Consider the following 7889-nt stretch of genomic DNA (forward strand, 5'->3'; position numbering starts at 1 on the left):
ATTCTAAACAACTACTCGCATTTGCCCTTGATAAAGTCGACGATATGAAAGCCCGTGATGTGGTGCAACTTGATGTTCGTGGTAAGTCTGATATTACTGATTACTTATTAGTATGCTCAGGAAACTCTAAACGCCACGTACAATCTATTGCGGATCACGTTGCTAAAGAAGCACGCCATGCTGGAGAAGAGCCTCTCGGTTACGAAGGCCAAAACGAAGGCGAATGGGTGCTGGTTGATCTAGGTGATGTGGTTGTGCACGTAATGCAAGACCAAACTCGCGACTTCTATGATCTAGAAAAACTTTGGGGCTAACCCTTAGCAAGGACATAGGTAACCATTTTGAAAATACAATTGATTGCTGTTGGCACCAAAATGCCAGCATGGGTTGAAACCGGATTCACAGAATACCAACGTCGCTTTCCGCGTGATATGCCGCTTGAGCTTATTGAAATCCCCGCTGGTAAACGTGGTAAAAATGCTGATATCAAACGTATTTTACAACTTGAAGGTGAAAAGACCCTTGCAGCTATTCCTAAAGGTAACCGTATTGTTACTCTTGAAGTAACGGGTAAACCCATGGATACCCACCAGTTGGCGAAAAGCATGGAAAAATGGCAGCTTGATGGTCGTGATGTCAGCTTGTTGATTGGTGGACCCGAAGGTTTAGCACCAGAGTGTATCGCAGCCTCTGAGCAAAAGTGGTCATTATCAAACCTTACACTACCGCACCCATTGGTGCGCATTATTGTTGCAGAAAGCCTATACCGAGGCTGGAGCTTGAATAACAACCACCCTTATCATCGCGAGTAGTAAAACCAATGCGAAAACACAGACCCACGATTAGAGACCACTCGGCTGAGGCAAACTTATTTGCTCGCCGTGCCTTTGTGGGCTTTGTGTTTGTTACATTGTTAATTGGTGTGTTGCTATCTAACCTGTACAACATCCAAGTTATTGATCATCAAGATTATCAAACACGTTCGAACGATAACCGAATCAAGGTCATTCCTATTGCTCCTAACCGAGGGCTCATTTACGATAGAAATGGCGTATTATTGGCTGAGAACAAACCTGTTTACAATCTTGAAGTGATCCCTGAAGAAGTTGACGATCTTGATAAAGCTCTAACAGAAGTAAAACAGATCATCGAAATTAGTGAGCAACAAAAGGCCGACTTTTTAGATGATATTAAGCACAATCGCCGTTTCAAAAGCCAAGTATTAAAGGCCCGTCTAGACGAGACTGAGGTAGCAAAGTTCTCTGTTAATCAGCATAAATTCCCTGGTTTTAGCATCGAAGCTCGGTTAGCTCGTTTTTACCCCTATGGTGATACCCTCACCCATGCCTTAGGTTATGTTGCCAAACTCAACAAAAAAGAACTCATTAAGCTTGAAGCAGAAGATCAAGCTACTAATTACCGTGCAACTCACGACATTGGGAAGCTTGGTATTGAGAAATATTATGAAGAGCTCCTGCATGGCATGGTGGGTTCACAGCGTGTTGAAGTGAATAACCGTGGCCGAGTTATTCGTACATTGAGCCTTACTCCACCTGAACCAGGTCATGATTTAGTACTCACCCTGGATATTGGCCTGCAACAAATAGCCCAGCATGCTCTAAAAGATATGCGTGGTGCCGTTGTCGTACTTGATGCAAAAGATGGCGGCGTATTAGCTCTGTATTCAAACCCCAGTTATGATCCGAACTTATTTGTACATGGGATCAGTAGTACCGACTACAAAAAGCTGCTCAACCCGGACCGGCCACTTATAAACCGAACTACACAGGGTCGTTACGCACCAGCATCGACAGTAAAACCTCTCATGGCTATTTTAGCGCTTGAGGAAGGCCTCGTTACCGAGCAAACACAAATGTGGGATCCGGGCTTTTTTCAGATTCCAAATGTCGATCACAAATGGCGTGACTGGAGGCGTTGGGGTCATGGTCATGTTGATGTTTACAAAGCCATTGAAGAGTCTTGCGATACCTACTTTTACGACGTTGCGTATCGTTTAGGCATTACTAAAATCAGTGATTTTATGTATCAATTTGGATTTGGTGAGTTATCTGGTATTGATATCCATGAAGAAACTTCTGCAATAATGCCATCTAAAGAGTGGAAAGAAGGTCGCTTTAGAGAGTCTTGGTGGCGTGGCGATACAATTTCAGTGGGGATCGGGCAAGGTTACTGGACTGCCACACCAATGCAAATTGCTAACGCAACCAATATATTGGTAAACCGTGGACTCGATCATCCACCACATCTTGTGCAAGTAGCCAAAAAAGAAAATGAAGTAACGCAAATAAACAATGACGAAAAGCCCCCAGTGGAACTAAAAAATCCTCATCATTGGCAAATTGCTCTCGATGCTATGCATAATACAGTGCACAAAGTCACTGGTACTGCACATAAAGCATTTAGAGGGGCAAGTTACGACCCTGCTGGCAAAACAGGTACTGCGCAGGTGGTAAGTATCGCACAAGGTGAACGTTACGACGCTAAGTCACTAAAAGAGCGTCAACGAGATAACGCTATCTATGTTGGTTTTGCACCTTATAACGACCCGCAGATTGTTGTCTCTGTAGTTGTAGAAAACACTGGGGGTGGTAGTACGGTTGGAGCTCCTATTGCTCGTCAATTAATGGATTACTACTTCTCAGCTAACCCAATTCAAATTACCCAAAGTGACGCGCCATGATCCCATTAAATAAAAAGCGCTCAATTTGGCAGCGTCTACACCTCGATTTACCGCTACTTGTAGCCCTTTTGGCTATGATGGTTGCAAGTTTAGCGATTGTATACAGCGCCAGTGGCCAAGACTCTGCAATGATGATACGCCATGCAACGCGTATGTTTGGCGCTATTCTCGGTATGTTCATTCTCGCTCAGTTTTCGCCTAATACTTTAAAAAGCATGGTAATTCCGCTTTACTGTGTGGGGCTACTAATGCTGGTAGGAGTGTTATTATTTGGGGTTAGCTCAAAAGGAGCGCAGCGCTGGCTTGACCTAGGTGTAACCCGTTTCCAACCATCAGAATTAATGAAAATTGCTGTGCCTATGATGGTTGCTTGGTATATTGGTCGCAATCATCTTCCCCCTCGTCCACTGCATTTAATTATTGGTTTTGCCATAGTGATGGTGCCAACCATTTTAATTAAAGAACAACCCGATCTCGGTACCTCTATTTTGATAGCTAGTTCAGGTATATTTGTATTGTTTTTATCTGGGCTTAGTTGGCGCTTAATTGGCTTTTTATCAGCCTCAGTGGCATTAGCAGCTTGGCCATTTTGGCATTATGTTATGCTTGATTATCAAAAGCAGCGAGTACTTACCTTTTTGGACCCAGAAAGTGATCCTCTTGGCTCTGGGTATCACATTATTCAATCGAAAATTGCTATAGGCTCCGGAGGAATTGAAGGTAAAGGCTGGTTACAAGGAACTCAATCGCAATTAGAGTTTTTACCCGAACGTCACACCGATTTTATCTTTTCTGTTCTAAGCGAAGAGTTTGGCCTTTTTGGGGTTTGTTTATTGCTGTGTATGTACTTGTTTATTATTGGTCGTGGCTTGTATATTGCGGTAAACGCGCAAGATGCTTTTGGTAAACTTCTTGCCGGTGCATTAACCCTTACCTTCTTTGTTTATGTATTTGTAAATATTGGTATGGTATCTGGGTTACTGCCTGTTGTAGGCGTTCCGTTACCTCTGATAAGTTATGGTGGCACCTCAATGGTGACCTTAATGGCTGGGTTTGGCATTATTATGTCGATCGCCACCGATAAAAGGATGCTTTTAAAATAATGACACAGCGAGTCAATTTCTTATTAATAGCGTTATTCTCAATGCTGCTAGCAGCATGTAGTTCTTCGCAGCAAGGTCGCTATGCTATGGAGCATGATGCTGCGCCGCTTCGTAAACCGACCGAACTTGAAATGCAAGATGCGATAGTTACCCCTGTTTTTAAAAGTGCCAGCGCCAGTCGCCCTTACGAAGTTCGTGGTAAACGCTACACGCCAATGCTTGATGAAACAGGCTATGCAGAAGAAGGCATCGCTTCATGGTATGGCCGAAAATTTCATAATTATCACACCTCAAACGGTGAAGTCTACGATATGTTTGCAATGACAGCAGCTCATAAAACACTCCCTCTACCAAGCTTTGCCAGAGTAACAAATTTAGATAACGGTAAATCAGTGATTGTTCGTGTTAATGACCGAGGACCGTTTCATGAAGATCGGATTATCGATTTATCTTATTCTGCGGCCTATAAATTGGGTTATTACCGACAAGGTACAGCCCGTGTTAAGGTTGAGGCTGTTACCCTTGCAAATTCTGCCCCTCGTTTAAGCTACATTCAGGTTGCAGCGGGAAGTACTCTTGCTAATGTTGAGGCGCTCGCGTTTCAACTTCGTCAGCAATATCATGTGCCAACAAACATTGTTGAAAAAGATGGAATCTATCGATTACGTCTTGGTCCAATAAAAGATGCCGCAGAAGCACAGGCTGTTTTAGAAAAGCTAAAACAAAACCAATTTCAGAACGCGTTCTTGCTTTACAGTGAGTAAGACCTTTAGAATAGGTCAACGCAACATGTTTAACTTTAACCATTAATGAGTACGATGAAATCTATAAAATATAAAATCTTAAGTGGCGTTTGTGGCCTTGTTTGCACTGCTAGCGTATTTTCTGCAACAGCCCAAATTATCCCTGCCCCACCTCAAGTTAATGCGAAAGGTTATTTCTTGGTTGATTTCACCACAGGTAAAGTAATTGCCGAAGGCGAAGCTGATACAAAGCTAGCACCTGCTAGTTTAACCAAAATGATGACCAGTTATGTTATTGGTACTGAAATCAAAGCAGGTAATATTGCTCCAACCGATATGGTTACAGTGAGTGAAAAAGCTTGGGCAAAGAATTTTCCTGAGTCATCAAAAATGTTTATTGAAGTAGGTAAGCAGATCAGTGTTGATGACCTTAATCACGGTATCATTATTCAATCTGGTAACGATGCCTGTGTAGCTATGGCAGAACACATTGCTGGTAGTGAAAGTGCATTTGCTGATTTAATGAATGCGCATGCTGAAAAACTTGGCATGACTAACAGCCACTTTGTAAATAGCCACGGTTTAGATACTAACGAACACTTCACAACACCACGCGATATGGCAACATTAGGTGCAGCTCTTATCCGTGATGTACCAGATGAATACGAAGTATACGCTAAAAAATCATTTACCTTTAATGGTATCAAGCAGTACAACCGCAACTCACTGTTGTGGGATGAAAGCATGAATGTTGACGGTATTAAAACTGGCCATACGTCTGAAGCTGGCTATAGCTTAGTCACTTCAGCAACTAAAGACGACATGCGTTTAATCGCGGTGGTTATGGGCACTGAAAGCGAGCGTGCACGAAAAGTTGAAAGCAAAAAGTTACTTAACTATGGTTTCCGCTTTTTCGAAACAATTACCCCATACAAAGCAGGCGATAGCTTTGCAGAACAACGTATTTGGATGGGTAACAAAGAAAACGTATCGCTAGGTATCTTAGAAGACACGCCAATTACTATCCCGCGTGGTCAGCGTAAAAACTTAAAAGCAAACTTCGAGCTTGATAAAACGTTAGAAGCACCACTGGCTAAAGGAACTAAAGTAGGCACGCTTTTCTTACAGCTTGAAGGTGAAGAAATTGCTCAATACCCACTAGTTACACTAGAAGAAGTGGAAGAAGGTAGCTTCTTTAGCAAGATCTACGATTACCTGCGTTTACAAATTCAGTAATCTGCTAGTAAAGTTTATAAACGCCTTGCACCGCAAGGCGTTTTTTTTTGTCTGAAAAATGATAGAATGCGCCCCATATAAGTCGCGCTGGGTCGAGTGCGTCGTAATCTAAGTTTGCTTAACGCCAAGAAATGGCAGAGAACACCTCTATTAAGCATACTCACTGTTTGAGGAGTCACCGTCGTGGTTCAACCTGTAAAAAATACTAAGTTTGACGAGTATTTAGATTTTCCTTGCCCATTCACATTTAAAATCATGGGTTTAGCTAATGTAAATCTAACAGATCAGATCCTAGAAAAGCTGCAACCAATTGCACCTGGCGATTATGCGCCAAAGGTAAAACCAAGCAGCAAAGGTAATTACGAATCTGTAACGCTTGTAGCTACAGTTACAAGTAAAGAGCATATTGAAGAAATTTATAACGTGATCAGCAACATCGATGACGTACGTCACATGCTATAGACCGATTACGGAGTAAATCGTGAGCGAAAGAGAATTAATCGTTCGTCAATTAGGTCGTCAGCGTTACATGCCAATTTGGCAAAAAATGCAATCTTTTACCGACACCCGTGATGAGCACACAGCCGATGAAATTTGGCTCGTTGAGCACGAGCCTGTATTTACTCAAGGCCAAGCTGGTAAAGCTGAGCATTTATTAAATACCGGTGATATCGAAGTGATCCAAGTGGACCGTGGTGGCCAAGTGACATACCACGGACCAGGCCAGCAAATGATGTATGTGCTGTTCAACTTACGTCGTTTAAAAATAGGTGTAAGAGAGCTAGTTACATGGCTTGAAGAGTGTATTATTGACACGCTAAAAGAATATGACATTGATGCCTACGCCAAAGCAGATGCACCTGGTGTCTACGTAAACGATAGTAAAATCGCCTCATTAGGCCTTCGTGTTCGCCGCGGTTGCTCTTTCCACGGTTTAGCACTTAATGTAAACATGGATCTAGCGCCATTTTTGCGTATAAATCCATGTGGCTATGCTGGCATGAACATGGTGCAAACAACCGACCTTAACGGTCCGCAAAACCTCGAGCAAGCAGGTGCAGGGCTTGTAAAACACATGATTAAAAAGCTTAATGCTACTGTGGTTAAGCATACTGAAGGGTTTGAAAACGAATGAATAAACCAGTCAAAATGGAACCAGGCGTAAAACTGCGTGATGCAGAAAAAATGGCGCTGATACCAGTTAAAGTTTTACCGACTGAAAAAAACGAAATGTTACGTAAGCCAGAGTGGCTGAAAATTCGCTTACCTAAATCAACCGAACGTATTGATGGTATTAAACAAGCGATGCGTAAACATGGTTTGCACTCAGTTTGTGAAGAGGCATCATGCCCTAACCTATCTGAATGTTTCAACCATGGTACAGCTACCTTTATGATTTTAGGTGCTATTTGTACTCGTCGTTGTCCATTCTGTGATGTTGCACACGGCCGTCCATTAAAGCCAGATGCAGCAGAGCCTGAAAAGCTAGCGCTGACCATTAAAGACATGAAGCTTAGCTATGTTGTTATTACCTCGGTAGACCGTGATGATTTACGTGATGGTGGTGCACAGCACTTTGCTGACTGTATACGTGAAATTCGTAAGCACAACCCAGAAATCACCATTGAAATTTTAGTGCCAGATTTTCGTGGTCGTATGGACAGAGCCCTTGATATCTTAATCGAGACGCCGCCAGATGTATTTAACCACAACCTAGAAACTGCACCGCGTTTATACAAATTAGCGCGTCCTGGTGCTGATTATAAGTGGTCACTTGAGCTTCTACGTCGTTTTAAAGAAGCGCACCCTAATGTGAAAACTAAATCAGGTTTGATGGTAGGTTTAGGTGAAGAGATTAGCGAAATCGAAGAAGTGTTACGTGACTTACGCGAGCATAACGTTGATATGCTAACAGTAGGCCAATACTTACAACCTTCTAAGCACCACTTACCTGTTAAACGCTATGTGCCGCCAGCAGAGTTTGATGCATTAAAAGACTATGCAGACGAAATTGGCTTTACTCATGCGGCCTGTGGTCCATTTGTTCGCTCAAGCTACCATGCTGACCAACAAGCAGCTGGTAAAGAAGTGAAGTAAGACTTCTTA

The 7889-nt window shown here is 42.7% G+C and carries 9 protein-coding genes; all 9 read left to right on the forward strand.

Going from position 1 to position 7889, the window contains the following annotated elements:
• On the forward strand, positions 1-314 hold a 314-nt coding region (rsfS, locus tag L1D46_RS18740), incomplete at its 5' end, for a ribosome silencing factor (RefSeq protein ID WP_239978027.1).
• A 27-nt stretch (positions 315-341) separates the two neighbouring features.
• Entirely contained in the window at positions 342-812 is a 471-nt protein-coding gene (rlmH, locus tag L1D46_RS18745; RefSeq protein WP_036967350.1) for a 23S rRNA (pseudouridine(1915)-N(3))-methyltransferase RlmH, read from the forward strand.
• Between the two features lie 8 nt (positions 813-820).
• A complete protein-coding gene (mrdA, locus tag L1D46_RS18750) occupies positions 821-2701 on the forward strand; it encodes a penicillin-binding protein 2 (RefSeq protein WP_130051161.1) in 1881 nt (626 codons plus the stop codon).
• On the forward strand, positions 2698-3804 hold the full coding sequence (gene rodA / locus L1D46_RS18755; protein WP_167658325.1) for a rod shape-determining protein RodA: 1107 nt from the start codon (positions 2698-2700) through the stop codon (positions 3802-3804). Before mrdA ends, rodA begins: the two co-directional genes overlap by 4 nt.
• Positions 3804-4568: a septal ring lytic transglycosylase RlpA family protein gene (locus L1D46_RS18760; protein ID WP_239978028.1), complete on the forward strand. Its 765-nt coding sequence runs from the start codon at positions 3804-3806 to the stop codon at positions 4566-4568. Before rodA ends, L1D46_RS18760 begins: the two co-directional genes overlap by 1 nt.
• A 54-nt stretch (positions 4569-4622) precedes the next feature.
• Complete coding sequence (locus tag L1D46_RS18765; RefSeq protein WP_054551673.1) at positions 4623-5783, forward strand: serine hydrolase; 1161 nt, start codon at positions 4623-4625, stop codon at positions 5781-5783.
• A 183-nt stretch (positions 5784-5966) separates the two neighbouring features.
• Positions 5967-6245: a DUF493 family protein YbeD gene (ybeD, locus tag L1D46_RS18770; protein ID WP_054551674.1), complete on the forward strand. Its 279-nt coding sequence runs from the start codon at positions 5967-5969 to the stop codon at positions 6243-6245.
• A 19-nt stretch (positions 6246-6264) separates the two neighbouring features.
• Entirely contained in the window at positions 6265-6918 is a 654-nt protein-coding gene (gene lipB, locus L1D46_RS18775; protein WP_167658326.1) for a lipoyl(octanoyl) transferase LipB, read from the forward strand.
• Positions 6915-7880 (forward strand): lipoyl synthase, encoded by a 966-nt coding sequence (gene lipA, locus L1D46_RS18780; protein ID WP_130051157.1) that lies wholly within the window; start codon positions 6915-6917, stop codon positions 7878-7880. Before lipB ends, lipA begins: the two co-directional genes overlap by 4 nt.
• Positions 7881-7889 lie beyond the last annotated feature (9 nt).

Source organism: Pseudoalteromonas sp. Isolate3 (genome assembly GCF_022398505.1).
GTDB lineage: Bacteria > Pseudomonadota > Gammaproteobacteria > Enterobacterales > Alteromonadaceae > Pseudoalteromonas > Pseudoalteromonas apostichopi.

Bases quoted from the DNA above. Each gene is read 5' to 3' on its own strand.
- mrdA (WP_130051161.1), top strand. From the start codon at position 821: ATGCGAAAACACAGACCCACGATTAGAGACCACTCGGCTGAGGCAAAC.
- rodA (WP_167658325.1), top strand. From the start codon at position 2,698: ATGATCCCATTAAATAAAAAGCGCTCAATTTGGCAGCGTCTACACCTC.
- L1D46_RS18760 (WP_239978028.1), top strand. From the start codon at position 3,804: ATGACACAGCGAGTCAATTTCTTATTAATAGCGTTATTCTCAATGCTG.
- L1D46_RS18765 (WP_054551673.1), top strand. From the start codon at position 4,623: ATGAAATCTATAAAATATAAAATCTTAAGTGGCGTTTGTGGCCTTGTT.
- lipA (WP_130051157.1), top strand. From the start codon at position 6,915: ATGAATAAACCAGTCAAAATGGAACCAGGCGTAAAACTGCGTGATGCA.